Source organism: Sporosarcina thermotolerans (assembly GCF_042658975.1).
Taxonomy (GTDB): domain Bacteria; phylum Bacillota; class Bacilli; order Bacillales_A; family Planococcaceae; genus Sporosarcina; species Sporosarcina thermotolerans.
In genome coordinates, this window is sequence record NZ_JBHSRM010000013.1 from 674,575 (window position 1) to 696,857 (window position 22,283).

Below are 22,283 nucleotides of genomic sequence, written 5' to 3' on the forward strand. Positions count from 1 at the left end.
TCTTTTTTGCATTGTACTTAATTTACCATAGGTGCGCGTATTTGTTCCCGTAAAAAGAAAGAACCTCTGCATTTTCGCAGAGGTTGTTGACTAAAATCCGCCCGATTCCAGACGATCGTTTTGAATATCCACTTTTTCATTTTTACTACCCTTATAGGCAGTGGAGGCAACTTCGTTTGTGCGTCGTTGTTCGTCGGTGTACTCAGTCCCGCCTAACTCGGCCCTGACATCGTCTTTGTTTTGCCCTTTGTTTTTATTCTTTTTAAACAATGGTGATCACTCCTCCTTGAGTAGTCTTCATAAGATACCCCAAAGAGTTAGAGTTAATCATGCAATTGGCTATTCCTTACTTCGGAAAACCAATTGAATTCAATGGATAGAATCTAAAACCTACTTTGCCAACAACGGATTCTTGATCGATACATCCGATCACCCGACTGTCTGTGCTATTGCGTCGATTATCACCCAAGACGAAAAGCTGCCCTTTAGGTACAGTCACTTCAAAGTCCTCCGTCAATTTCTCGTCTTTGAAAATCTGTTTCTTGTTCTCTTTCAGATAATCCTCTTTATGCTCTTTTCCGTTAATGAAGAGCCTGTCATCCTTCATAACTACGGTATCACCTGGTAAACCGATTACTCGTTTAATATAATCCTCTTCTACACCTGGTGCATGGAAAACAATCAAGTCAAAATGATCAAGTGTATGGATTTTCGAAATGACTACGCGATTATCCGATTCAAATGTAGGTTCCATCGATTGTCCGGATACAATTACTGGTGAAAATAAAAAATGGCGAACTACGAATACGATGACACAAGCAACTGCTATGGATTTAATCCAAGACATTATTTCATTTGTTGTTTCTTTATTCAATGTACAGCCCCCATTCAAGCAATTGGTTGTTGTATAAGTATATTATAGACTATTTTTCTTATGAAAGGTTTCAAGCGATAAATGGGCCGTGCAATTGAAAAGCTGGCAAACGTTTTTGTCGTCCGTCAGCTCGACAATTGTTAATGAAGTATTATCCAAGCTCGTCTCATAAACAGGATCTGTTATCAATTCGTTCAACATCCGTTTAATGAAACTACCATGGCTAACGACCAACACCCTTTTGCCTAAATGTTTTCTCCTAATTTCATCAATGGATTCCAAACCGCGGGATATGATCGCCTCCTGGGTTTCAAACCCCATGTCCAGCTGCCTCCAGTCCACTCCCCACTTCTCGATCCGTTCTGCCTCTGTCGTCCCCTCAACCATTCCTCCACTAACTTCACGTAAACGAGGATCTTCAACAAGTTCAACACTTGGCATCTTTTCAGCAATGATTTCAGCGGTTTTACTTGCACGTTTCAAATGGCTTGTGTAAATGATATCCCACTTTTCATTAGCCAACCGATCTGCCACACGTTTTGCCATTTCAATTCCTTCTTCATCCAATGGGACATCCGTGCTGCCTTGCGCTCTTCCTTCTTTATTCCACGCTGTTACACCATGTCTCACAAAACCGATAATCGTCATACTTAACCACTCCCCTATTTGATCAAACGATATATCCTAAAGAGCGAAGCACATTGTTCATGAAGGATTCGATAAACAAATAAACTTCCTCTCTCTCAGGCTCTTGATAAAGATCATGATAAAGCCTTTTCCACTCTTTATATTGAAAATCGGAAAGTTGCTGATTCACTATCCATTTTTTCGCAGCTGCAATCTCTGTTATTTTGTCTTGCCCCCCAGTATGAACAAGAACCGGTATATCCTGAATACTTTCCTCATGCGTAACGATAGACTTCATCATCGCTTGCAATTCCTTATACCAAGAGGCAACAACTTTGGAGCTATAATTTCGATCGTTTTGAAATTCTATGTACATCTCATAGTTACGCGTTAATAATTCTATTGTAATATCGTGGTTTATCTTCTTCGAGCTTGAAAGTTTTGTAAGCACACCCGAAAACTTTGACGGCTGATGCTTGATGGAAAGCCATGGCGAACTGAAGATAAATCCTGCACATTCCAACTTTTCACGCTGCAGAATATGCATGATAAGTGACGCTCCAAGCCCGTGCCCAAGTACAAATACAGGCAAGCTATCGAGCATTCCAATCTCAATCATCTTTTTCACATGACTAATATATGAATCAAACGGCTCGTCATGAAGTCTTCTGCCATTCTCAGATCCGTGACCCGGCAAATCACTCGTCACAACATGAAATCCGCCAGTTCTTAGCTTCTGAATAAGCCACGCGTAGCGGAGATGATGCTCATAAGCATTATGGACAATGACAACGACCGCTTTCGGTTGTCCTTCTGCCTCCCATTTCCACATAGAATCCACCTCCTCTTTATGTAAATGAAAGTTTCATGATATGATAAATTATACACGATTTATAGAAAAGAGGAGACATTCATGATTTATCCATACAATGGAAAGACTCCAAAAATCGATCCATCCGTCTATGTAGCGGATTATGCGACAATTACTGGCGATGTGACGATTGGCGCTAACAGTTCAATCTGGTTTAATACTGTCATACGCGGAGACGTTGCACCAACAATAATAGGCGAACGTGTCAGCATTCAAGATTTAAGTTGCCTACACCAAAGTCCGGGAAGGACGTTGTTGATCGAAGATGATGTCACTGTCGGCCATAAAGCCCTTCTTCATAGCTGTGTCATACGTGAAGGTGCGCTGATTGGAATGGGCGCAATCATTTTGGATGGTGCTGAAATTGGCGAAGGTGCGTTCATCGGAGCCGGAAGTCTTGTACCTCCCGGCAAGAAAATACCGCCAGGCTGTCTTGCGCTTGGTTCCCCGGCGAAAGTCGTCCGTGAATTGAATGATGATGATCGAGCTGATATGAAGCGGATTGTTGAAAGTTACGTTGAAAAAGGTGCTATTTATAAGGGTATGCAAAAATAATAACGGTGTAGGTGTTGCCACTTTTTGCGCAACACCTTTATTTTTTGATAGCCATGAAAACAATGATTCCTGCCACGATGATAATAGTGAATAAACCGATAAGTCCTAACAACCAAAAGCTTATTATACCCATATAAAATCCCCCATCCTACCAATCTATTTACTAATTAAACGTTTAAATTTCAGTTTAGTTCCCTAATCTTACACCTTTTTATAACGCTGCCTGAAGAATGGACCTTGGTAGAGGAAGAATGGACCTTGGTAGCTGAACAATGGACCCTGGCTGTGGAAGAATGGACCTTGACCGTGGAAGAATGTACCTTGATAGCGGAACAATGGACCCTGACCCTAAATAAATGGACCTTGCCCACTTAACACACAGCCAAGTTCTCCTTTCCACTTAAAGAGTTCTCATTCTTCGTCGTAGAGTTCTCCTTTCCACATAAAGAGTTCTCGTTCTTCGCCATTTAGTTCTCCTTTCCTCTAAAAGAGTTCTCGTTCTTCGTCGCAGAGTTCTCCTTTCCACTTAAAAAGTTCTCGTTCTTCGCTCAGGAGTTCTCCTTTCACCAAAATAAAAAACAGGAAGGCTGGATTTCTCCATTCTTCCTGTCTCTTTATTCAATCATCCAATTATTAATTAGACAATCCAGCTCTATCCTTCAATTCTTCCGCCTTATCCGTGATCTCCCAAGGAAGTTCAACGTCTGTACGACCGAAATGGCCATAGGCTGCTGTTTGTTTGTAAATTGGACGGCGAAGGTCAAGCATTTTAATGATGCCTGCAGGGCGTAAATCGAATAACTCACGCACGATTTCCACAAGCTTGCTTTCCTCTACTTTACCTGTTCCGAATGTATCAATCGAAATAGAAACTGGCTTCGCCACACCGATTGCATATGCCAATTGCACTTCACAACGATCCGCAAGCCCAGCTGCAACGATATTCTTCGCAACATAGCGCGCAGCATATGAAGCGGAACGGTCCACTTTTGTAGCATCCTTCCCGGAGAATGCACCACCGCCATGACGTGCATAGCCGCCGTATGTGTCAACGATGATTTTACGTCCCGTCAATCCTGCATCCCCTTGTGGGCCACCGATAACGAAACGGCCTGAAGGGTTGATGAAGTATTTAGTTTCTTCATCTAATAACTCCGCAGGGACGACCGGCTGAATAACTTGTTCTTTCAAATCTCTTTGAATTTCTTCAAGTGTCACATCAGGAGAGTGTTGAGTCGAAATAACAATCGTGTCAATACGGACAGGATTATTATTTTCATCATATTCTACTGTTACTTGTGTTTTTCCGTCCGGACGCAGATAAGTAAGAATATCTTCTTTACGTACTTCAGCAAGGCGGCGGGCAAGTTTATGGGATAAACTAATAGGCATCGGCATGAGTTCAGGTGTTTCATTACATGCAAAACCGAACATCAATCCTTGGTCACCAGCTCCGATTGCGTCAAGCTCCGCATCTGTCATTGTTCCTTCTCTTGCTTCAAGCGCCTGATCCACGCTTGCCGCGATGTCTGGGGACTGCTCGTCAATCGAAGTTAAAACAGATGAAGTTTCCCAGTCGAATCCGAATTTAGCACGTGTGTACCCGATTTCTTTCACTGTATCCCGTACAACTTTCGGAATGTCGACATAGGTAGTTGTTGTAATTTCACCTATAACAAGAACTAATCCTGTTGTAATTGTCGTTTCACACGCCACGCGTGCATTTGGGTCTTCCTCTAAAATCGCGTCCAAAATAGCGTCAGAAATCTGATCGCACATTTTGTCCGGATGTCCTTCAGTTACCGATTCCGATGTAAACAGTCGGCGATTTGTCATTGTTGTTTCCTCCTTAACAGCTTGCAAATATTGATACGGTACTCTAATTGTCCCAGTAAGTTCAGCGCCTAGAGAGTCGACGTCAACATACACAAGGATTAAGGGCCTGTAAAATGAATATAAAAAGCCCTTCGCTCACGTAAATATACATGAGGAAAGGCAGAATTTCAAAAGCAGCACCTTTCACTCTTATCGTCCAAGGAATTCAACCTTGCTCCAGGTTTGGCACCTTCTCGCAGGTATATATGCGCAGGTTGCCGGGCTTCATAGGGCCTGTCCCTCCGCCAGCTCGGGATAAGAGTATCCGTTCATCTAACAATAGTAAGTAAAGAAAGTGGTTTTGTCAAATATTTTTGATCTAACCGCTTGTGTTTTCAATTAGTATAGACTATTATTCTAAATGTGTTATACTATTTACGAAATGTGATGACACCCGTGACTCGGGATTACACGCAAAGGACGGTACGAACAAAATGATCTCAGCGAAAATTGAAAACGGACTACATGAGTTACTTTCAGGCAATAACGTAAACATCCAGCCTTCAGTGGCAGAGTTAGTTGAAAAAGCGACAGCTCGTGGAGAAGCTAAACTTTCTGCAGATGGAGCACTTACTGCGCAAACTGGAAAGTATACTGGCCGTTCACCTGGAGATAAGTACACAGTCGAAGAAGATTCTTCCAAAGATAAGATCGATTGGGGCAAAGTTAACCAACCGATTTCCAGTGAATTATTTGATTCATTATATACAAAAGTGATTAACCATCTAAAAAAGAAAGACGAACTATTCGTTTTTAAAGGCTTTGCAGGAGCTGATAAAGATTCACAGCTTTCCATTCAAATTATTAATGAATTCGCTTGGCAAAACCTATTTGTTCAGAATCTATTCATCCGACCTACTGAAGAAGAATTGAAAGCACATGAAGCACAATTTACAATACTTGCTGCTCCATCTTTCAAAGCAGATCCAGCAGTCGACGGCACGAAATCCGAGACTTTCATCATTGTATCACTTGAGAAGCGCATTGTCCTTATCGGAGGAACAGAATACGCAGGAGAAATGAAAAAATCGATTTTCTCTGTCATGAACTACTTGCTTCCTGAGCGCGGAATTCTTCCTATGCACTGTTCAGCAAACGTTGGTGAAGAAGGCGATGTTGCCCTATTCTTCGGCCTTTCAGGTACAGGAAAAACGACTCTTTCCGCTGATGCTAACCGTAAGTTGATCGGTGATGATGAGCACGGCTGGTCTGATAACGGTGTATTCAACATCGAAGGTGGATGTTACGCAAAATGCGTCAACTTGTCTCAAGAAAAGGAACCAGAAATCTTTGGAGCGATCCAATTCGGTTCAGTTCTTGAAAACGTTGTGCTTGACCCAGAAACACGTATCCCAGATTATGACGATAGTTCATTAACTGAAAATACACGTGCAGCTTATCCAATCCAAAATATCGAAAACATCGTAACACCGTCCGTTGCAGGACATCCGAAAGCAATCGTGTTCCTAACTGCGGATGCGTTTGGCGTGTTACCTCCAATTTCGAAATTGACGAAAGAACAAGCGATGTATCACTTCCTAAGCGGTTTCACATCGAAGCTTGCAGGAACTGAGCGTGGCATTACTGCACCTGAGGCTACTTTCTCAACATGCTTCGGTTCTCCATTCCTACCGCTTCCAGCGACTGTGTACGCTGAAATGCTTGGTAAGAAAATCGATGAGCATGATGCACAAGTATTCCTTGTAAACACTGGTTGGACGGGTGGCGTTTACGGAGTTGGTAAACGTATGGAATTGAAACATACACGTACAATGGTCCGTGCTGCAATTGCTGGCGAATTAACTGATGTTGAATTTGAAGAAAATGCAATTTTTGGCCTTGCTATGCCAAAAGCTATTGAAGGTGTGCCAAGCGAAGTGTTGAACCCTCGCAATGCGTGGAGCGATCCTGCAGCATACGATGAAAAAGCAAAAGAATTAGCGGACCTTTTCCGTGAAAACTTCAAGAAATTCGGTCATGTCTCTGAAGAGATTACACTAAAAGGCGGACCGATTGCTTAATAAAAGCTTTCTATTAGTATCATATATGCCAAGAAAAACAATACGTTTTTCTTGGCATTTTTTATTTTTTACAAAAGAAGTTAACGATTGTCCAATTGATTGAAAGTGAATAGGAATGCATTTCATTCACATACTAAATAATGATCCATGATTTAATGGAAAACATGAAGAAATGAGGGAAGAAAAAATGGGCATTTTAAGCGGAAATCCTAAAGACGAGCCAATGCATTATGGTGAGGTAATTGGTTGTTGGGCATATTCGGGAGCAAATAAAGGATTGATCAGTGGTTATGAAGCATTCATCAACCATGCCGGCGATGAGGATCTGATTGAACTATTAAGGGAAGCCATTGAAATGATGAAAGCCGAGAATAAAGCTGTGGACAAGGTGTTAAAGGATAATGGAGTGACTCCTCCTCCATCATTGCCTGAACGTGCTAAGGCGAATGCAGAAGAGATTCCTATAGGTGCACGATTTATGGATCCAGAAATAAGTGGTGCGGTATCCATTAACGTAGGGCAAGGACTTGTTTCCTGTAGTCAGGTCCTTGGTCAATGCTTACGTGAAGATATCGCGATGATGTTCGCCAAATTCCATGCCGATCGTCTTATGTTCGGTGCAAAATTATTAGAGCTTAATAAGAAAAAAGGATGGATCATCCCTCCACCCCTCAACGTACATTCCAAATAACTAGGAAAAAGCAGCTGAAATAAAATTCAGCTGCTTATACTTAAAATCCCCTATAGAGATATTCTCTGGAGGGGATTTCTTAATTTATTGTTCCTTCATCCAATTGCATAAGTCTCTTACAATTTGAGCATTGTGCAGGGCAGGAAAGTAATGTGTATACTCTGGAAAATACCAAGTCTTATATGATTTATTATGTTCCCTTAATGCATTTTCCAATAATACGGCCTGTTCGAATGAAACATTATCATCCTTTATTCCATGTATAATTAACACTGGAGCATCTATTTCATCAACCCTAAACAATGCAGTACGCTCGCGATAAGCATCAGGCATACTATTAGGAGTGCCACCGATGACTCGCTTCATCATTCGGCGCATATCTTTTCGTTCATTGTATGTAAAAACGACATCTGAAACTCCAGCCCATGTAACAACGGATGTAATATCCTCCCTTATGATGGCTGTCCATAACGCCATAATTCCACCACGAGAAAAGGCATAGAGATGAATTCTTTCCTTATTTACACTTGTGCTTTGCTTTAACACTTCAACGGCATTTACTGCGTCTTGTCGGTCATCTCCAGCAAACTCATCTCGCCCTTCCCCGCCTCTGTTTCCACGGTAGTAAGGTGCGAACACAACGAAGCCTTGTGAAGCAAACTGTGCAATTCGGGAGGGTCTAACCATTCCGACATGTTGAATGCCGCCGCGTAAATAAATGATTCCTTCATATTGCCCTTCAACAATCGGTTCAGCTAACAATCCTTTTACTTTGAAGCCGTCCGACCAATACGTAATTTCTTCAAGGCGGACGTGGGGATTCGGCGAAGGATACTCTCTTCTATGTAAAATAGCCCCGTTATTGTACATACGTTTCCACCCACTTACGAATTTCAACCATACCAGCATCTTTCATATGAAAACTTAACTCCTTACAGTCATTTAATTCCTCAGCAGTCATCCATAAAGCGCCTTCCGTTTCAAACAACGTCGGATTTTCATCAATCATCGAGACTTTTCCGGTAAACACCGCTTTACAAAATGTCACATTACTCATAACGACGTATTCCGCGAACTTCACTAAATCGGTTATCGTGGCACCAGTCTCTTCAATCGTTTCCCTGATTGCCGCTTCTTCGATTGACTCTCCCTCTTCCGCTTTGCCGCCCGGGAATTCTATTCCACGGATTGAATGGCGGGTTAATAGCCATTTACCATTATGTTTTAAAACAATAAGCACATGTCGGGCTTCCATTCCAAAGCGGTTTTCTCCGAAAGTTAGCTCAACATGTGCACCTCGTAGGTCCTTAAATGTTGTAGTTATATGACTTCACGTCCTTTCAGTCAACTAAATGGTTGAACGGGAGCCGATGTTATCTTCGGATTGCCCCTTGTGAAGTAAGGCAATTTCTCGATGAACTTCTTCGTCTCATCATCCGTAAATTCATGAATTAACGCATACAATTTCATCGTTCTAAGATCAATGTCATGGTTATCCCGATCATAATGATACTGGAAAAATGGCCGCGAATGGCCTCTGAGTAGATTACTGAACTCCAAACGCCCTATTTGTGAAAATAATTGATTAAAAACAGGAAGAAACTCTCTGCTCATTTCTACTTCATATTCCCAAGGCGAATCATCTTTATGCGAATAGACTTGTTGATTAGCAATTGAAACATACATCCTTACTTTATCATTATCCATGTGAATGTCCCATCCTTTTTTTATTAGTATGGTTCACTCCTGTCAAACAATGCATGTAAATGAAAACAAAGCACGAACTCCTATAAATTTAATAGGAATCCGTGCTCGATTAATTATGCCTTCACATCGATGGACATCCCTTTATGAGGATGCAGGGCAGCAGAAGGTTGATCCTCCATACTTTGAAGCATATCAGTCACCGCCGCCGTGTTAATGGATAACGCTTTATTCATGACGCTCATTTGAACAGTCGATTGTAGACTTCTCAATTGGCTTGCCATGATAGAATTTATGTTCATTGCCCATTCCTCCTTACATATTACTTTATCGGAGAAATAGTCGATAATTCAAGACATTCCTATCATTTATTCGACTCACCAAGGAATGCATTCAACATCCATTGATGCTTTTCGATGCTTTGGTAGGTTGCATTCAATATATCTTCCGTCATATCATCACCCTCTTGCGAAGCGACATCCATGCCTTTCTTCAACGACTTCATAATTTTACCGAAGTCGTCAGCAATCGTCTTCACCATTTCCTCGGCTTGTTCGTTGCCTTTCGCCTCTTTAACGACAGACTGCTCCAAATGCTCCGTTAAGGTCGCTGTCGGATTGCCTCCAAGTGTCAAAATCCTTTCGGCAATCTCATCCATATGAGCCGTTGCCTCATTGTAAAGCTCTTCAAATTTTTCATGGAGCGTAAAAAATTGTTTCCCTTTTACATACCAATGATAATTATGCAATTTTGCATACATGACCGACCATGTAGACACTTGTACATTCAGTTCTTCTATTAATTCTTTAGTCATGAAAAAACCTCTTTTCATTTATAATGCTTCTCCCTGTTAATTTACCACCGGAACAAATAAACTAAACATATATGCAAATGAAGGAGCCTTTAAAATGAAAACAATATTGATCGGCCTTATTAAAATATATCAAAAAATAATCTCTCCACTAACTCCGCCAACCTGCCGTTTTTATCCTACTTGTTCCCACTATGGTGTTGAAGCAATACAAAAACATGGTGCAATGAAAGGTTCTTGGCTTGCGATACGTCGAATTTCAAAATGCCATCCATTTCATGAAGGCGGGTTTGACCCAGTGCCTGAAAGGATTAACAAAGAGAATTGACAACATCACTAACAACACGAACTGGGCTGTTTCTTTGTTCTTGCTAAAATCCCATTCTTCTTGTATTATAAGAAAGCATTATAAATCGGAACGATTACAGTTAGTGACGGAGGAAATTTTATTATGAATAAAAAATTACTCATTCCCCTCATGCTCATTCTTACATTATTAGTTAGTGCATGCGGGAACAAGGATGATAATGGCGCGATAGAAACGAAAAACAGAAACACGCTATCTGTGTATACTACCGTTTATCCCCTACAATACTTCACGGAGCGGATTGGCGGAGAATTTGTCGATGTCCATTCCATTTACCCTGTTGGAGCAGATGAACATTCATTCGACCCTACACAAAAAGATATGATAGCCCTATCTGATGCAGATTTGTTCTTTTACATAGGTCTCGGTTTGGAAGGATTTGTTGAGAATGCTCAAAAGACGTTAAAGGGTGAGCATGTTGAATTGGTGGCAACCGGGAATTCTATTTCGGACGATCAATTAAAAGAGGGATCACATGAAGAACATGAAGATGAAGATCACGATCATGGACATTTCGATCCCCATGTTTGGATTTCTCCTAAACTAAGTATCGAATTGGCAGCTTCAATAAAAGAGTCGCTTATCGCTAAAATGCCCGATCAAGAAGAAAGCTTCAGCAAGAATTTCAGCTTATTGGAAGACGATTTAATAGAACTCGATGAACGTTTCAAGGAATTGTCAGCCAATGCGAAAACAAAAACCTTTTTTGTCTCCCATGCTGCATTTGGCTATATCGCCAATGAATATGGTTTAACTCAAGTAGCGATAGCAGGTTTGAACTCACAAAGCGAGCCTTCGCAAAAACAACTTACACAAATTGTTGAGCAAGCAAAAGAAGAACAGATTCACTATATCTTATTCGAGCAAAATGTATCATCCAAACTGACTGAAGTCGTCAGAAAGGAAATCGGCGCCGAATCATTGACGCTCCATAATTTAGGTGTTCTTACACAAGAAGATGTAAAGAACAATGAGACGTATTTTACGCTAATGGAACGTAACTTACGTGTTCTTGAACAAGCTCTTTCCGGAAAATAATTTAAATGCCACCTTCGTCTAAAAACGTTGGTGGCATTTATAATTTATTTCAAAGAAGCCCATTCTTTTAATTCACGTCTTAATAATTTATTCGATGCATTGCGTGGCAACTGATCTACAAAATAATAAGCTTTAGGAATCTTATATCGTGCAAGTAATTCCCCACAGTGCATGTCCAATTCTTCTTCAGCAACATCTCCACTTAAAACAATAAAGGCGACTGGCACACTGCCCCATACTGGATGGCTTTGACCACACACACCCGCTTCCTTTACCAGTGGATGGCTAAGCAAAGCGTTTTCCACTTCTGCCGGATAAATATTCTCTCCACCAGAAATGATTAAGTCCGATCGCCTATCAACGATGAATAAATATCCTTCGTCGTCAAAATACCCGATGTCACCAGTTGGCAACCAACCATCCTCTAATGGATCCCTATCTACAGCGTGTCCGATATAACCAGGAGTTACATGGGGACCCGCAATAAGAACTTCACCTAACTCTCCCGGTTGTTCAGTATCTCTGATTTTAATTTGGTTAAAAAAGAGTGGTTTGCCTGCAGATCCGGATTTACGCAAAGCATCTTCCGAAGATAACGTAGCCGTCTGTGAGCTTGTTTCGGTCATTCCGTACGTTTGTAATACTGGTAACTTACGGCTTTCGGCTCTTCTGAGGAAATCGTCCGGCACGGGTCCTCCTCCAGCTAACATCGTCCGGAAAGTAGGATGAGCCACAGTTTCAGTTTCTTCGAACTCCTCAAGGATGCGCCGTAAACTTGTCGCAACAACTGACATTCTTGTTGCTGTACCATTCCTAATCTCATCGACGATCGTCTTTGTATCAAATTTCTCGTAAAGCTTCACTTCCATCCCGTAAATGACCGATCTCACAAGAATGGAAAAACCGCTGATATGGAATAAGGGCATTGTGCAAAGCCAGCTATCTTCTTCTGTCAAACCTAAATTCAATACGGATGATAGTGCGCTTGATGTATGGTTACCTGCTGTCTGACGGACGCCTTTCGGAAATCCCGTTGTTCCTGACGTATACATGATTGTAATTGTTCTCGAGCCATTCCACATTTTAGAAATGGTGAAATCTCGTTGCTCGCTTGACTGAAGGGACGAAAACGTAATCATTGGGACATCTTGAATCTTTGTTTGTCTTAATAGTTCATCCTCAACGATTAATAGGGATGCATTTGCATCGCCTAATTGCCATAAAATCTCTTTTGTGGACAATCTGCTATTCAGCATGACAATTTCAAGTCCAGCTAGTAAGCAGCCGTGTATAACAAACACCATATCTGGATTGGATGGTCCTAATAAGGCGATCCGATCACCTTCTTCTAAACCATTCATCCTTAATTTCCTCGCGATTAAATCGGCTTCTTGTTTCAGTTCTTGGAACGTCCATTGTTTCCCACAGAATGAAAGGGCTGTCCGACTTGGTGTCAGGCTGGATCTTTTCAACAACCAATTAGGTATCAATTTTTTTCACCTCAATAAAAAAGCTGCCATTCAAAGGCAGCTTTAAAATTTTTATCCCATTATTGATCAAATGATTAAGGGAATCTCGGGAATTGGCCAAAGTCAGGTTTACGCTTCTCTTTGAATGCGTCTCTTCCTTCCTTCGCTTCATCCGTTGTATAGTAAAGTAATGTTGCATCCCCTGCCATTTGTTGAAGACCAGCAAGACCGTCAGTATCTGCATTCATGGCGGCTTTGATGAAGCGAAGCGCTGTTGGGCTCATTGCAAGCATCTCTTCACACCATTGTACTGTTTCATCTTCCAATTGCTCATATGGAACAACCGTGTTAACTAGGCCCATATCCAATGCTTGCTGAGCATCGTACTGGCGGCATAGGAACCAAATTTCTCTCGCTTTTTTATGGCCGACGATGCGAGCCAAGTAACCCGAGCCATAGCCAGCGTCAAATGAACCGACTTTCGGACCTGTTTGTCCAAATCGAGCATTGTCTGCGGCAATCGTTAGATCACATACGACGTGCAGTACATGTCCTCCGCCGATTGCATAGCCCGCAACCATTGCAACGACGGGCTTCGGAATTACACGGATCAATCTTTGTAGATCAAGGACGTTCAAACGCGGAATTTCATCATCTCCGACATACCCTCCATGTCCACGGACAGATTGGTCTCCTCCTGAGCAAAATGCCTTTTCGCCTTCTCCTGTCAGTATGATGACTCCGATGCTGCTATCATCCCGTGCTCGTGAAAAAGCATCGATTAACTCCATTACTGTTTTAGGACGGAATGCATTGCGAACTTCTGGACGGTTGATCGTCACTTTCGCAATGCCGTTATACTTTTCGTATTTAATATCTTCATATGTACGGATTGTTTCCCATTGACGTGTCATTTTCTTCCTCCTTCAATTGGTGTAAATACTCCTTAATCATTGTAGCAAAGATACTTGGATTTTCCACGTGAATTGCATGTCCTACTTCTGGAACGATAGAGTGTCGACATTTTTCTACAAGATTCTTCATTTCCCGGGCAATCGCAACAAATTTCGCGTCAAACTCTCCGGTTATGAGATAAACCGCGGTGTTAAGCGTTTCAAGTTCATCCCAATAAGATTTCTGACTTCCTGTTCCTATCCCTAAAAGACTATTTGCAAGTCCTATCTCGCTTTGCTGAAGCCGTTCAGTCCTGACGTCTTGCCGCTTCTTCTCTGAAAGGCTTTTTTGGGATTCGAATAAAGGAATGTTCTCCCATTTGTCGACAAAAGAGGTAATGCCATTTTCGGTGATTTTCTTTGCAAGCAATGCATCCGCATTTCTACGTTGTTCTCTTTCAAGCTCTTCCTTCAATCCTGGCGATGCACTTTCAAGAATTAAAGCACGCACATGCTCAGGATACTTTATCGTATACCCCAAGGCGATTCGCCCGCCCATCGAATAGCCTACCAAATAAAAAGATTGGATTGAAAGCTGTTCAATAAGTTCGTTCAGGTCTTCAATCTGCTCCTCCATCGAGTATCGTTCTGGATTTTCGGGAATTGTTGTTTTTCCATGCCCAGTCAAGTCGATCGAGACAGTCCTGTAACTTCCTCTAAATTGTTCTCTGACCTCACGCCACGTAGCTGTAGATCCTGTAAAACCATGTAGAAAAATGATTGTCGGAAGATGCGGCTCCCCCTCCATTTCGACATGGATGGAGAGTCCACGGATTTGAATGCTGCAGTCATCATTCATTTCCATCGAGCCTTTCAACTACATCAGCCCAGTATGCGCGATGAGCCTTGACATTAATAGGTCTGCTTGTAAATACTTCGATGATCCGGACCGGCTTTGTTTTATCCTTTTGGATTTCCTCTTTGAACTCTTCAACTGTATTTACTGCGGCATACTGCGCATCGTACATAGCCCCGATATGCTCAAACGTCAATCCCGTAGGTGTACCGAATAATTCCTCAAAATGGTTCGGCACAGTTGACTGCGACAAATACGAGAAAATGCCGCCACCATCATTATTCACCAAGACGATCGTCAAACTGGTTTCATGGAATCTGGAAACAATCAATCCATTCACATCATGTAAAAAGGACAGGTCCCCGATTAACAAATAAGTAGGCCTTTTCCGTGCCGCTTCTAAACCGAACGCTGTAGAAACGACCCCATCAATACCGTTTGTCCCTCTATTTGAAAATAGCGCTATATCTTTATTCGTCTTACTAAAGAAAGTGTCTACATCACGGATTGGCATACTGCTTCCGCAGAATAAATCGCTGCCGTCAGGAATCATTTGAAATAATGTCTTTACAATTATCCCTTCATCTCCCAGTTGGCCCTCATATTGATGCGTCGCTGTTTCAGTAAGGTCATTTGCAGCCGACCACATTGCTGTATATGCATTCGGTTCACTTTGGCTCGGAATATCAAATACTGATTCAGGGGAAGCCTGTAAATGATGTGTAACTACTCCGAGTGAATCACGGAATTCGGGTGCTTCATCAACAGCTATGAAGACATTTGGACGAACTTTCTTCAGGAATAGTGACAAAGGTTTGGATACGGGTTGCGGACCAAATCGGATAACAGTATCCGGAACAGCACCCTCCGCAAACTTCTCACTTTTTAGTATTGCGTCATAATGGGCTATGCATAAATCGCTATATTCTTCCGGTACTTCAGACCGTAAATTAGATAATGGGTCACATAGTACAGGCCATTGCATTTTATTCGCAAATTCCCAGAATCGCTCCTTATCAAATCCGACGGGTAATTCACCAGCAATGATTAGTCCATTCTTTGTGTTTTCGAATAGCGATTGAAATGTCCGCCTTTGTTGAGTCGAAAGCTCAATTTCTCCATGCACTCTTTCAATAAATGTGGACTGTGCAACTTTCATTTCAAAATCGATCAGTAAAGGTTCACGCAGCGGGACATTCAAATGGATTGGCCCCATTGGTTTCGTCATTGCGATTGAAACCGCACGATTGACATGCCGCTCCAAGAACCAATCAAGTTCTTCATTCTCTTCCGCCAGTGGAAGATCCACACTGAACTTTACATGCTTACCATACATATTCAATTGGTCAATCGCCTGCGGAGCCCCAACGCCTCGTAATTCATGCGGACGGTCAGCAGTAAGTACAATTAAAGGCACACGTGCATAAAACGCTTCCGTGATTGCCGGATGATAATTGGATGCTGCAGTTCCGGAAGTGCATAAAAGCGCAACTGGGTTCCCGGTAGCCTTCGCAAGGCCTAAAGCAAAATAGCCGGCCGATCTTTCATCTACCTGCATATATGTCTGAAGTTCTTTTGAAGCTGCAAATGCATATGCGAGTGGCGTGGAACGTGAGCCTGGGCTAATTACAGCAGCCTTTACTCCAGCTTTCAATAAAGTATCTGTCATTCGTAAAACATGATTTGTTAACACTGTCCGGTCATCCATTAAGCTTTCCTCCAAGCGCCCTTAAAACTGGTCTAAACTTCACCCATGTCTCTTCGTATTCTTCCTCAGGGTTAGAATCTGCTACAATTCCCCCTCCCGCGTACAAATAGGCATGGTCTTCTTTTATCAACGAAGAACGGATGGCTACTGCAAATTCCCCATTGCAAGCGGCATCAGTCCAGCCTATCGGACCAGCATAAAACCCGCGATCCATTCCTTCTTCTTCCCCAATAATTTTTAATGCGACATCCGTTGGAACGCCACCAAGTGCAGGTGTTGGATGTAAAGCTTCTACGAAAGAAAAGATATCAACTTCCTGCCCAAGTTTTCCTTCAACAGGTGTAAAAAGATGCTGGATATCCCTGATCTTCATCAATTTAGGTGCTTTAGGGATCCGTACCTCATTGCAATAGGATTCAAAAATACTCGAAATCATACCGACAACGTATTGATGTTCCTCACGATTTTTCCGATCACCCAAAAGCTCTTCTCCAAGCTTCCGATCTTCAGCTGCCGTTTTTCCACGCCTAATTGAACCGGCTACACATGCCGAATAGGCTTTACCATCGCGGATTTCTATTAAACGTTCAGGTGTTGCACCAAAAAAGAGTGAATTTCCCTTTTGAAGTCCAAAGTGATAGCTCTCTTGCTGTTCATTCGATATGGAATGCAGCACACTAACATCATTTACGTCATGTTCAAATTGGAGCTCTATTACACGTGCAATTACAGCTTTATCGGCTTTGCCATTTCTGATGGATTTTGTTACATTTTCCACTGCATTTAGATAATGCTCTTTGTTTCGCTCATTCGTCGATAAAATTGCATTCGAGTCGGTAAAATCAAATTCCTCAACCTGGGCAAGATGGATGAGATGGTCCCTTTCCTCACGCAACCTTTCAAAGTCTTCAGCTGCTTCCTTTTTGTCCGTAATCATATTGATGGAAATCAGTGTTCTACCTTCCTCGATTTTCATTTGAAAAGAAGGAACGACAAAAAAGGCAGATGGAAACTCGTCCCATTCAGAATTCCTTCGGTTTTCTTCATCAAAGGAAAATCCACCAAAAAGAATAGGATCAACATCCTTTTCCTCTTTTATCAAGACAGAACATAATTGCTTCCACTTTTCCGATATATCCATATAGCGATTCGTTTTCTTTTGATTTGATAATGTATAAGCATGTCCAATCCCAACAAGAGTCAATGTTTTATCTGAGTTCTGCCAATAAAAGCGTTCGTTCTTATAAAGGGACACGCCGGCTTCAAAAAATGACAATGCGGATAAACGCCCCACTTCAACAGTCTCCGTAAAAAAACGTGTAGCGGGAGATATCGTCACCTCCCGGTTTTTCTGCACATCTGTGATTTTATGACTCATCATATTCTCTCCTTCATGTTCAATCAACCTGCAGCTCAACTTCCGAACCTGTATTTTAAATGAAGAATAAATTTCTTACTTTTATTATACCGAATTTACCCGTTTCTCGCATAGATAATGCAAAGGGGATACCTCTTTAATGCATTTTGGAGTACAATGGATAACGGAAACATTAGGATAGGAGAGAATAAATTGCAACATACTATTAAAGCAGATACTGGATGGCGTATTTGGTGGCAACTTACACGCCCGCATACATTAACAGCAGCGTTCGCTCCGGTTTTCCTCGGAACAATGATCGCGCTGACTTACGGAAAACTTCATTTCCCATTATTTTTCGCCATGCTTTTGGCAAGCATTTTAATACAAATGGCAACGAATATGTTCAATGAGTATTATGATTTCAAACTTGGGTTGGACACTGAACATTCCATCGGTATTGGAGGAACGATTGTCCGTAATGGTGTAAAGCCTAAAACCGTTTTAAACATAGCCCTTGCACTTTATGCAATATCCGTTCTTATCGGAATTTACATCTGTATGCAAACATCTTGGGGTCTTGCACTCGTTGGAGCCATTTCAATGCTGATTGGCTATCTTTATACCGGCGGTCCGCTTCCAATCGCTTACACACCTTTTGGAGAGCTTGTTTCAGGTGTAGTCATGGGTATGCTTCTGATCCTGATTGCCTTTTATATTCAGACAGGTACTGTTACGACAGATGCTGTACTTATTTCTATACCAAGCATGCTTCTTGTCGCTGCAATTATGATGTCCAATAATATCCGTGACCTTGAAGGCGATAAAGAAGGCGGAAGAAAAACGTTGGCTATCTTAGTCGGAAGAAACAATGCCATCACCATACTTACATTATTTTTCGTCATTTCTTACATTTGGGTCATTGCACTTATTTTACTCGGTCACCTAACACCATGGGCGTTGCTTGTATTACTTAGTGTTAAGAAACCCATTAATGCTATATCTACGTTCAGATCATTTACTGTTCCACTACAGGTCATGCCTGCAATGAAGAACACAGCGATAACAAATACTCTTTTTGGATTACTTTTAGGAATTGGAATTTTAGTCGGCATTCTTTTTGATTAATCTCTAACAGGCGGGGGAATTTTACCCTCGCCTGTTTTTTTATTGGCGGGGGTGTTTTAGTTGAGTATTGGTGAGGGAAAGAATGAGAGCTTGTGGGAATAAACGAGCGCTTTTTGAAAAGAACGAGCGATTAAATAATAAAACTCAAGGTTTAGCTTATCCTATCTCAAGGGAATTGATAAAGGAAACACTTTAATTGCTATGAGAAACGTCCACAAAGTCCATACTATCGATAATACAAAAAAGGATGTGCTGAATATGTTATCCGATCAACAAAAAAACATAATTAAACAAGAATTGATGGAAATGAAAACACAATATGCTAAAACGGAAAAAGAGACCGATATCAGAAATTCAGAAAGAGATGCTGTAGGCGAATTGTCATCATACGACAATCATCCTGGCGACCTGGGAACAGAACTCTTTGAACGCCAAAAAGACATGGCATTGAATGTACATGCAGGCGATGAATTCAACAAAGCAGAAAATGCATTACAAGCCCTTTCAGACGGAACATATGGTTATTGTGAATTATGCAACCGTGAAATACCTTTCGAACGGCTCGAAGCATTGCCTTATACAACCTACTGCATCGAACATAGCCCTGACCAAGATATACCAAATGATAGACCATCGGAAAAGGATATATTAATCATGGCAAATCCTAATTCATTTGCTGATCGTGATCGTAGAGAAGGACTCCATAGAGACGGTGAAGACAGCTTTCAAGAAATAGCGAAATCCGGTACTTCTGAAACACCATCCGATTTCACTGGAGACCGTGATAATTATAATACATTATACTATGATGAAATCTCTGATGGTTCTGCTGAAGAATTGGAGGATTTTGTTAGCACGGATATTACTGGGGAGGCACGCGGGTACGTCAGGTCTGAGTTATCCGAAGAATACGAAGAGAGACTAGATGACGAAGGGATTGAATCCCCTATTGGCGATATTCCATATCATCTAAAAGACAGTTATACAGAAGATAAATAAAAGACAGCCACATCCTTTAAAATGGATGTGGCTGTCTTTATGAAATGACCCCTACGGGATTCGAACCCGTGTTACCGCCGTGAAAGGGCGGTGTCTTAACCGCTTGACCAAGGGGCCATATAAATATGGCGGAGAAGGAGGGATTCGAACCCTCGCACCGCTTTCGCGACCTACGCCCTTAGCAGGGGCGCCTCTTGAGCCTCTTGAGTACTTCCCCGTATAAAATTGGCTCCGCAGGTAGGACTCGAACCTACGACCGATCGGTTAACAGCCGATTGCTCTACCACTGAGCTACTGCGGAAAATGGTGGGCCTAAGTGGACTCGAACCACCGACCTCACGCTTATCAGGCGTGCGCTCTAACCAGCTGAGCTATAGGCCCCATGGAGCGGGTGAAGGGAATCGAACCCTCATCATCAGCTTGGAAGGCTGAGGTTTTACCACTAAACTACACCCGCAAGAATGGTGGCTCAGGACGGAATCGAACCGCCGACACAAGGATTTTCAGTCCTTTGCTCTACCGACTGAGCTACTGAGCCAATCATACATCATAACTATTTTTCTCGGTTACTATGTATCTTAAAAGAAATGGCGGTCCCGACCGGGATCGAACCGGCGATCTCCTGCGTGACAGGCAGGCATGTTAACCGCTACACCACGGGACCATTTGGTTGCGGGGACAGGATTTGAACCTGTGACCTTCGGGTTATGAGCCCGACGAGCTACCACTGCTCCACCCCGCGATAATGTTAGTTGTAAGATTTTTTTATCCTACGCTTACTGTCTTGCTTTAGGACTTAACTATAATTTCCTTTTAGGAAATTATACAAATCGCATTCTGCGTGATGCGACTTGCTCCACCCCGCGATAATGTTATTCGTAAGATTTTTATATCCTACGCTTACTATTTTGTTTCCAGCCACTATGTCTGTTTAAAAATAATGGCGGAGGAAGAGGGATTCGAACCCCCGCGGGCTTTAACACCCCTGTCGGTTTTCAAGACCGATCCCTTCAGCCAGGCTTGGGTATTCCTCCGTGTGTATACAAATAGTGGTGGACCTTGCAGGACTCGAACCTGCGACCGGACGGTTATGAGCCGTCTGCTCTAACCAACTGAGCTAAAGGTCCTTTAGGATGGCGGCAGAGGGGATCGAACCCCCGACCTTACGGGTATGAACCGTACGCTCTAGCCAGCTGAGCTACGCCGCCAGGAAAACTATTTTAATTATATGGTGGAGCCTAGCGGGATCGAACCGCTGACCTCCTGCGTGCAAGGCAGGCGCTCTCCCAGCTGAGCTAAGGCCCCAAAGAAGTGGTCGGGAAGACAGGATTCGAACCTGCGACCCCTTGGTCCCAAACCAAGTGCTCTACCAAGCTGAGCTACTTCCCGTGATTTAAAATGGCGCGCCCGGCAGAAGTCGAATCCACAACCTTCTGATCCGTAGTCAGACGCTCTATCCAATTGAGCTACGGGCGCATCTTTATAAGAAAATTGGTGCCGAGAACCGGAATCGAACCGGTACGGTAGTCACCTACCGCAGGATTTTAAGTCCTGTGCGTCTGCCAGTTCCGCCACCCCGGCTTAAGAAAGTGGAGCGGAAGACGGGATTCGAACCCGCGACCCCGACCTTGGCAAGGTCGTATTCTACCACTGAACTACTTCCGCATTGAAAGTGCGGGTGAAGGGAGTCGAACCCCCACGCCTTACGGCACTAGATCCTAAGTCTAGCGTGTCTGCCAGTTCCACCACACCCGCGTATTCATTTCGAGACCTTAGTCAAGAAAATGGTGAGCCATGCAGGATTCGAACCTGCGACCCTCTGATTAAAAGTCAGATGCTCTACCAACTGAGCTAATGGCTCTAAAAGTGGTGCCGGCGAAAGGACTTGAACCCTCAACCTACTGATTACAAGTCAGTTGCTCTACCAATTGAGCTACACCGGCAAATCATTTGTTGGAAATATTATGGTGGAGGATGACGGGTTCGAACCGCCGACCCCCTGCTTGTAAGGCAGGTGCTCTCCCAGCTGAGCTAATCCTCCATGTTAAAATCGTGATTCCTTGTCCTGCTCGCTTTTCCCAATTTTAACGGGAGCTGCGATGTGATGATTCAACTTCACTCATATATGCTTGTACAATTATGTATGAATTTGGTTTGCCCGGCGACGTCCTACTCTCACAGGGGGAAGCCCCCTACTACCATCGGCGCTGAAGAGCTTAACTTCCGTGTTCGGTATGGGAACGGGTGTGACCTCTTCGCTATCGTCACCAGACTATATTGTCTCTTGTAAGGACAATACTTATTATACCAAATCTGTAGATATTTGCAAGCACTTTTTTTAAAAAACTTTTAAAGTTTTTGTTGAACGTTGCTTGTTCGTTCAAAACCGGATAAAAGAGACATTGTTGCTACTTCAAGTTCAACCATACTTTATAACTT

General features: G+C 42.5%; 23 protein-coding genes, 20 tRNA genes, 1 rRNA gene and 1 riboswitch. Of the genes, 7 read left to right on the forward strand and 37 right to left on the reverse strand.

From position 1 onward, the window contains the following. Positions 1-90: 90 nt before the first annotated feature. From ACFPZG_RS11275 to ACFPZG_RS11290, 4 genes are all read right to left on the reverse strand, one after another. Positions 91-270, reverse strand: coding sequence for a hypothetical protein (locus ACFPZG_RS11275; protein ID WP_283734496.1), 180 nt, complete (start codon positions 268-270; stop codon positions 91-93). A gap of 76 nt (positions 271-346) precedes the next feature. Continuing rightward, entirely contained in the window at positions 347-874 is a 528-nt protein-coding gene (gene lepB / locus ACFPZG_RS11280; protein WP_381427168.1) for a signal peptidase I, read from the reverse strand. Between the two features lie 42 nt (positions 875-916). Further along, positions 917-1,522 carry a histidine phosphatase family protein gene (locus ACFPZG_RS11285; RefSeq protein WP_283734495.1) on the reverse strand — a complete coding sequence of 202 codons (606 nt, stop codon included), beginning with the start codon at positions 1,520-1,522 and terminating at the stop codon, positions 917-919. A 22-nt stretch (positions 1,523-1,544) separates the two neighbouring features. Next, positions 1,545-2,333 (reverse strand): alpha/beta fold hydrolase, encoded by a 789-nt coding sequence (locus ACFPZG_RS11290; protein WP_283734494.1) that lies wholly within the window; start codon positions 2,331-2,333, stop codon positions 1,545-1,547. A gap of 81 nt (positions 2,334-2,414) precedes the next feature. Here ACFPZG_RS11290 and ACFPZG_RS11295 point away from each other — a divergent pair, with 81 nt between their 5' ends. Continuing rightward, on the forward strand, positions 2,415-2,927 hold the full coding sequence (locus ACFPZG_RS11295; RefSeq protein ID WP_283734493.1) for a gamma carbonic anhydrase: 513 nt from the start codon (positions 2,415-2,417) through the stop codon (positions 2,925-2,927). 201 nt (positions 2,928-3,128) lie between these two features. Here the strand turns inward: ACFPZG_RS11295 and ACFPZG_RS11300 are convergent, their stop codons facing one another. Continuing rightward, on the reverse strand, positions 3,129-3,263 hold the full coding sequence (locus tag ACFPZG_RS11300; protein ID WP_283734492.1) for a hypothetical protein: 135 nt from the start codon (positions 3,261-3,263) through the stop codon (positions 3,129-3,131). Between the two features lie 297 nt (positions 3,264-3,560). After that, positions 3,561-4,763, reverse strand: coding sequence for a methionine adenosyltransferase (metK, locus tag ACFPZG_RS11305; protein ID WP_283734491.1), 1,203 nt, complete (start codon positions 4,761-4,763; stop codon positions 3,561-3,563). A 186-nt stretch (positions 4,764-4,949) separates the two neighbouring features. Next, positions 4,950-5,064, reverse strand: a riboswitch (SAM riboswitch). 172 nt (positions 5,065-5,236) lie between these two features. Here metK and pckA point away from each other — a divergent pair. Next, entirely contained in the window at positions 5,237-6,823 is a 1,587-nt protein-coding gene (pckA, locus tag ACFPZG_RS11310; RefSeq protein ID WP_283734490.1) for a phosphoenolpyruvate carboxykinase (ATP), read from the forward strand. A 187-nt stretch (positions 6,824-7,010) separates the two neighbouring features. After that, positions 7,011-7,514: a DUF3231 family protein gene (locus tag ACFPZG_RS11315; RefSeq protein WP_317940230.1), complete on the forward strand. Its 504-nt coding sequence runs from the start codon at positions 7,011-7,013 to the stop codon at positions 7,512-7,514. Between the two features lie 84 nt (positions 7,515-7,598). Here ACFPZG_RS11315 and ACFPZG_RS11320 read toward each other — a convergent pair whose 3' ends face one another. The 5 genes from ACFPZG_RS11320 to ACFPZG_RS11340 all read right to left on the reverse strand — a co-directional run bounded on the left by ACFPZG_RS11320 (position 7,599) and on the right by ACFPZG_RS11340 (position 10,032). Beyond that, the gene (locus ACFPZG_RS11320; RefSeq protein ID WP_283734489.1) at positions 7,599-8,384 is read right to left on the reverse strand and encodes an alpha/beta hydrolase family protein; all 786 of its coding nucleotides are present in this window, start codon (positions 8,382-8,384) and stop codon (positions 7,599-7,601) included. Then, positions 8,374-8,769: an NUDIX hydrolase gene (locus ACFPZG_RS11325; protein WP_317940231.1), complete on the reverse strand. Its 396-nt coding sequence runs from the start codon at positions 8,767-8,769 to the stop codon at positions 8,374-8,376. Before ACFPZG_RS11325 ends, ACFPZG_RS11320 begins: the two co-directional genes overlap by 11 nt. Positions 8,770-8,858: 89 nt before the next feature. Continuing rightward, positions 8,859-9,221, reverse strand: a complete 363-nt coding sequence (locus tag ACFPZG_RS11330) for a transposase (RefSeq protein WP_283734487.1) — start codon at positions 9,219-9,221, stop codon at positions 8,859-8,861. Between the two features lie 113 nt (positions 9,222-9,334). Continuing rightward, entirely contained in the window at positions 9,335-9,520 is a 186-nt protein-coding gene (locus ACFPZG_RS11335; RefSeq protein WP_283734486.1) for a putative motility protein, read from the reverse strand. Positions 9,521-9,582: 62 nt separating this feature from the next. Further along, positions 9,583-10,032: a Dps family protein gene (locus ACFPZG_RS11340; RefSeq protein WP_283734485.1), complete on the reverse strand. Its 450-nt coding sequence runs from the start codon at positions 10,030-10,032 to the stop codon at positions 9,583-9,585. A 94-nt stretch (positions 10,033-10,126) separates the two neighbouring features. On the opposite strand from ACFPZG_RS11340, the gene yidD reads away from it, so the two are divergent. Then, the gene (gene yidD / locus ACFPZG_RS11345) at positions 10,127-10,357 is read left to right on the forward strand and encodes a membrane protein insertion efficiency factor YidD (RefSeq protein ID WP_283734484.1); all 231 of its coding nucleotides are present in this window, start codon (positions 10,127-10,129) and stop codon (positions 10,355-10,357) included. Between the two features lie 123 nt (positions 10,358-10,480). Beyond that, entirely contained in the window at positions 10,481-11,434 is a 954-nt protein-coding gene (locus ACFPZG_RS11350) for a metal ABC transporter solute-binding protein, Zn/Mn family (RefSeq protein WP_283734483.1), read from the forward strand. 44 nt (positions 11,435-11,478) lie between these two features. On the opposite strand, the gene ACFPZG_RS11355 is transcribed toward ACFPZG_RS11350, so the two are convergent. From ACFPZG_RS11355 to ACFPZG_RS11375, 5 genes are all read right to left on the reverse strand, one after another. Further along, positions 11,479-12,924, reverse strand: a complete 1,446-nt coding sequence (locus ACFPZG_RS11355; protein ID WP_317940232.1) for an o-succinylbenzoate--CoA ligase — start codon at positions 12,922-12,924, stop codon at positions 11,479-11,481. Positions 12,925-12,998: 74 nt separating this feature from the next. Then, a complete protein-coding gene (gene menB / locus ACFPZG_RS11360) occupies positions 12,999-13,817 on the reverse strand; it encodes a 1,4-dihydroxy-2-naphthoyl-CoA synthase (protein WP_283734482.1) in 819 nt (272 codons plus the stop codon). Next, positions 13,783-14,661: a 2-succinyl-6-hydroxy-2,4-cyclohexadiene-1-carboxylate synthase gene (gene menH / locus ACFPZG_RS11365; protein WP_317940233.1), complete on the reverse strand. Its 879-nt coding sequence runs from the start codon at positions 14,659-14,661 to the stop codon at positions 13,783-13,785. Before menH ends, menB begins: the two co-directional genes overlap by 35 nt. After that, positions 14,648-16,360 (reverse strand): 2-succinyl-5-enolpyruvyl-6-hydroxy-3-cyclohexene-1-carboxylic-acid synthase, encoded by a 1,713-nt coding sequence (gene menD, locus ACFPZG_RS11370; protein WP_283734480.1) that lies wholly within the window; start codon positions 16,358-16,360, stop codon positions 14,648-14,650. The genes menH and menD overlap by 14 nt, the downstream gene beginning before the upstream one ends. Then, the gene (locus ACFPZG_RS11375; protein WP_317940234.1) at positions 16,353-17,738 is read right to left on the reverse strand and encodes an isochorismate synthase; all 1,386 of its coding nucleotides are present in this window, start codon (positions 17,736-17,738) and stop codon (positions 16,353-16,355) included. The genes menD and ACFPZG_RS11375 overlap by 8 nt, the downstream gene beginning before the upstream one ends. Positions 17,739-17,930: 192 nt before the next feature. Here ACFPZG_RS11375 and ACFPZG_RS11380 point away from each other — a divergent pair, with 192 nt between their 5' ends. Next, the gene (locus tag ACFPZG_RS11380; RefSeq protein ID WP_283734478.1) at positions 17,931-18,845 is read left to right on the forward strand and encodes a 1,4-dihydroxy-2-naphthoate polyprenyltransferase; all 915 of its coding nucleotides are present in this window, start codon (positions 17,931-17,933) and stop codon (positions 18,843-18,845) included. A 258-nt stretch (positions 18,846-19,103) separates the two neighbouring features. Next, positions 19,104-19,844: a TraR/DksA C4-type zinc finger protein gene (locus tag ACFPZG_RS11385; protein WP_283734477.1), complete on the forward strand. Its 741-nt coding sequence runs from the start codon at positions 19,104-19,106 to the stop codon at positions 19,842-19,844. Between the two features lie 45 nt (positions 19,845-19,889). Here ACFPZG_RS11385 and ACFPZG_RS11390 read toward each other — a convergent pair. The 21 genes from ACFPZG_RS11390 to rrf all read right to left on the reverse strand — a co-directional run bounded on the left by ACFPZG_RS11390 (position 19,890) and on the right by rrf (position 22,116). Then, positions 19,890-19,961: transfer RNA gene (locus ACFPZG_RS11390), tRNA-Glu, on the reverse strand. Between the two features lie 9 nt (positions 19,962-19,970). Further along, positions 19,971-20,061, reverse strand: a tRNA-Ser gene (locus ACFPZG_RS11395). A 9-nt stretch (positions 20,062-20,070) separates the two neighbouring features. Next, positions 20,071-20,145 (reverse strand) — tRNA-Asn (locus ACFPZG_RS11400). A 3-nt stretch (positions 20,146-20,148) separates the two neighbouring features. After that, positions 20,149-20,225, reverse strand: a tRNA-Ile gene (locus ACFPZG_RS11405). A gap of 2 nt (positions 20,226-20,227) precedes the next feature. Further along, positions 20,228-20,301 (reverse strand) — tRNA-Gly (locus ACFPZG_RS11410). A 5-nt stretch (positions 20,302-20,306) separates the two neighbouring features. Further along, positions 20,307-20,382 (reverse strand) — tRNA-Phe (locus ACFPZG_RS11415). Between the two features lie 50 nt (positions 20,383-20,432). Then, positions 20,433-20,508: transfer RNA gene (locus tag ACFPZG_RS11420), tRNA-Asp, on the reverse strand. A 3-nt stretch (positions 20,509-20,511) separates the two neighbouring features. Continuing rightward, a tRNA-Met gene (locus ACFPZG_RS11425) sits at positions 20,512-20,586 on the reverse strand. 199 nt (positions 20,587-20,785) lie between these two features. Then, positions 20,786-20,878, reverse strand: a tRNA-Ser gene (locus ACFPZG_RS11430). A 16-nt stretch (positions 20,879-20,894) separates the two neighbouring features. Next, a tRNA-Ile gene (locus tag ACFPZG_RS11435) sits at positions 20,895-20,971 on the reverse strand. 7 nt (positions 20,972-20,978) lie between these two features. After that, positions 20,979-21,052 (reverse strand) — tRNA-Met (locus tag ACFPZG_RS11440). A gap of 21 nt (positions 21,053-21,073) precedes the next feature. After that, positions 21,074-21,149, reverse strand: a tRNA-Ala gene (locus ACFPZG_RS11445). A gap of 7 nt (positions 21,150-21,156) precedes the next feature. Further along, a tRNA-Pro gene (locus tag ACFPZG_RS11450) sits at positions 21,157-21,233 on the reverse strand. Between the two features lie 10 nt (positions 21,234-21,243). Further along, positions 21,244-21,320: transfer RNA gene (locus ACFPZG_RS11455), tRNA-Arg, on the reverse strand. Positions 21,321-21,336: 16 nt separating this feature from the next. After that, positions 21,337-21,425: transfer RNA gene (locus ACFPZG_RS11460), tRNA-Leu, on the reverse strand. 9 nt (positions 21,426-21,434) lie between these two features. Further along, positions 21,435-21,509 (reverse strand) — tRNA-Gly (locus ACFPZG_RS11465). An 8-nt stretch (positions 21,510-21,517) separates the two neighbouring features. Next, a tRNA-Leu gene (locus ACFPZG_RS11470) sits at positions 21,518-21,599 on the reverse strand. A 30-nt stretch (positions 21,600-21,629) separates the two neighbouring features. Next, positions 21,630-21,705, reverse strand: a tRNA-Lys gene (locus tag ACFPZG_RS11475). Positions 21,706-21,711: 6 nt separating this feature from the next. Further along, positions 21,712-21,787, reverse strand: a tRNA-Thr gene (locus tag ACFPZG_RS11480). 22 nt (positions 21,788-21,809) lie between these two features. Next, positions 21,810-21,885 (reverse strand) — tRNA-Val (locus tag ACFPZG_RS11485). A 115-nt stretch (positions 21,886-22,000) separates the two neighbouring features. Next, positions 22,001-22,116, reverse strand: a 5S ribosomal RNA gene (gene rrf, locus ACFPZG_RS11490). Positions 22,117-22,283: the final 167 nt, after the last annotated feature.

What these genes read in the sequence shown, in the direction of transcription:
- ACFPZG_RS11285 (WP_283734495.1), bottom strand. Translation starts at nt 1,522, where the DNA reads ATGACGATTATCGGTTTTGTGAGACATGGTGTAACAGCGTGGAATAAA.
- ACFPZG_RS11290 (WP_283734494.1), bottom strand. Translation starts at nt 2,333, where the DNA reads ATGTGGAAATGGGAGGCAGAAGGACAACCGAAAGCGGTCGTTGTCATT.
- ACFPZG_RS11295 (WP_283734493.1), top strand. Translation starts at nt 2,415, where the DNA reads ATGATTTATCCATACAATGGAAAGACTCCAAAAATCGATCCATCCGTC.
- metK (WP_283734491.1), bottom strand. Translation starts at nt 4,763, where the DNA reads ATGACAAATCGCCGACTGTTTACATCGGAATCGGTAACTGAAGGACAT.
- pckA (WP_283734490.1), top strand. Translation starts at nt 5,237, where the DNA reads ATGATCTCAGCGAAAATTGAAAACGGACTACATGAGTTACTTTCAGGC.
- ACFPZG_RS11315 (WP_317940230.1), top strand. Translation starts at nt 7,011, where the DNA reads ATGGGCATTTTAAGCGGAAATCCTAAAGACGAGCCAATGCATTATGGT.
- ACFPZG_RS11320 (WP_283734489.1), bottom strand. Translation starts at nt 8,384, where the DNA reads ATGTACAATAACGGGGCTATTTTACATAGAAGAGAGTATCCTTCGCCG.
- ACFPZG_RS11325 (WP_317940231.1), bottom strand. Translation starts at nt 8,769, where the DNA reads ATGGAAGCCCGACATGTGCTTATTGTTTTAAAACATAATGGTAAATGG.
- ACFPZG_RS11330 (WP_283734487.1), bottom strand. Translation starts at nt 9,221, where the DNA reads ATGGATAATGATAAAGTAAGGATGTATGTTTCAATTGCTAATCAACAA.
- ACFPZG_RS11335 (WP_283734486.1), bottom strand. Translation starts at nt 9,520, where the DNA reads ATGAACATAAATTCTATCATGGCAAGCCAATTGAGAAGTCTACAATCG.
- ACFPZG_RS11340 (WP_283734485.1), bottom strand. Translation starts at nt 10,032, where the DNA reads ATGACTAAAGAATTAATAGAAGAACTGAATGTACAAGTGTCTACATGG.
- yidD (WP_283734484.1), top strand. Translation starts at nt 10,127, where the DNA reads ATGAAAACAATATTGATCGGCCTTATTAAAATATATCAAAAAATAATC.
- ACFPZG_RS11350 (WP_283734483.1), top strand. Translation starts at nt 10,481, where the DNA reads ATGAATAAAAAATTACTCATTCCCCTCATGCTCATTCTTACATTATTA.
- menB (WP_283734482.1), bottom strand. Translation starts at nt 13,817, where the DNA reads ATGACACGTCAATGGGAAACAATCCGTACATATGAAGATATTAAATAC.
- menH (WP_317940233.1), bottom strand. Translation starts at nt 14,661, where the DNA reads ATGGAAATGAATGATGACTGCAGCATTCAAATCCGTGGACTCTCCATC.
- menD (WP_283734480.1), bottom strand. Translation starts at nt 16,360, where the DNA reads ATGGATGACCGGACAGTGTTAACAAATCATGTTTTACGAATGACAGAT.
- ACFPZG_RS11375 (WP_317940234.1), bottom strand. Translation starts at nt 17,738, where the DNA reads ATGAGTCATAAAATCACAGATGTGCAGAAAAACCGGGAGGTGACGATA.
- ACFPZG_RS11385 (WP_283734477.1), top strand. Translation starts at nt 19,104, where the DNA reads ATGTTATCCGATCAACAAAAAAACATAATTAAACAAGAATTGATGGAA.